The following is a 1,546-nucleotide window of genomic DNA, read 5'->3' as shown; positions in this document are numbered from 1 at the left end:
GTCATATTACCTCACAGTAGAAATATTTGATTGCAGATTTAGCGGAAGTTACTATTGACTTTGTTAAAAATGTCCGCGCACAGATTACAAAATAGCGGATACATTTCACTTCTCATTCAACCCTTTTCACATTTACATAAAAGTCACTATCAATACTTAACGATGAATTGCTGGTTGGCGTTATACGCAGTTCCTTCCAATCTTTAGTCGGATTAAGCCATTTATCACTTGTAAGATTGGTTTTAATAGGCATTACAAAATCCGACAAACAATTGCTAAAGCGATACCTCAATATGTTGTCACGTATGCTGTACTCAAAAGTAGGAATATCTTTCTCCCGCAAGTACTGATTAAAGAATGGCTGCAGATTCTTACCTAAAGTTTTTCCGATAAACCTTTCAACCTCAATTGAGTTCACTGTTTTATGATAAAACTCGCGGTTAACAGCCCTTAACATCTTACGGAACTGCTCATCATTATCAACAATAGCCCGAAGCATATGCGCAATTGTCCAGCCTTTTAAATACATGTGTCCACCAGCATCCTCATAAATTCCATAGCGTCTTATGATTGGTTCAGTATTCTTAATCCGGCAAATAGTTCTAGCTTCAAAGAACTCTTTGGCTGCCTTTTTACCATATTGACTTTCAATAAAAAGCTCTTCGGCATACCCTGCAAATCCTTCCTGCAGCCATCTGTCAGTAATATCTTTTGTTGTAATGCTGTTTCCGAACCACTCATGCGCGACTTCGTGAACCACCAGCCTATCGGTCTTTAAATCCCACGTACTTAAGTATTTTGCATTTATCCTGCCCAACTTAAATCCATTACCATAGGCTATAGCGCTTTGATGTTCCATGCCCGGATATGGTGCTTCCACCATTTTAAAACTATCTTCATAAAAAGGATATGGCCCAAACCAGTATTCAAAAGTTTTCAGCGTTTTGTCAACCTCATTTTTGAGGTAAGAATGAACCTTTTCTCTGTTGTAATCAATTACCCAATAGTCAGTACTTAAATTGCCTTTCTCGCCTTTATACATTTCTGGAACCCGCACATACTTTCCCACATAAAAAGCCAAACCATAATTGTTTATTGGATTTACTACATGCCATTTATAAGTAACGGTTCCATTACTATTTACTATTCGGCTTTTTAACCTGCCGTTACCAACAGCAACCAAGGTATCAGGAACGCTGATGGCCAATGAAGCACCATTATCGGGCTCGTCGCCTTGATGTAGTTTGCATGGGAACCAAACGCTGGCACCAATTAACTGAGATCCCAGGGTGATCCATGGCCTCCCTAACGAGTCAAGTTTCCATGATATACCACCATCCCATGGCGGATTGGTAGATTCTTTAGGCGCTCCTGAATAAAAGATGTCAATAGTAGCCTGCGATTTAACTTTTAAATCAGGAACTTTAAGAAACCATACATTTCCTTCCTTTTCGACGGCGATCTTTTGCTGTTTAAACAGTACGCTATCGATCTCTAGCGGTTCTTGCAAATCAATCTGCATAAACCTATTATGGTTACTTTTTAT

1 protein-coding gene is annotated in these 1,546 nt (G+C 39.0%); it reads right to left on the bottom strand.

Annotated features, from left to right (window positions below):
- Positions 1–112 precede the first annotated feature (112 nt).
- Positions 113–1,546, bottom strand: a 1,434-nt coding sequence (locus tag AC1DG9_RS26915; protein WP_477635674.1) for a M1 family metallopeptidase, incomplete at its 5' end; no start/stop codon positions are given.

Source organism: Pedobacter sp. 05L430 (genome assembly GCF_056397585.1).
The sequence above is the reverse complement of the archived record's forward strand: the minus strand, read 5'-3'. Positions and strand labels throughout refer to the sequence as shown.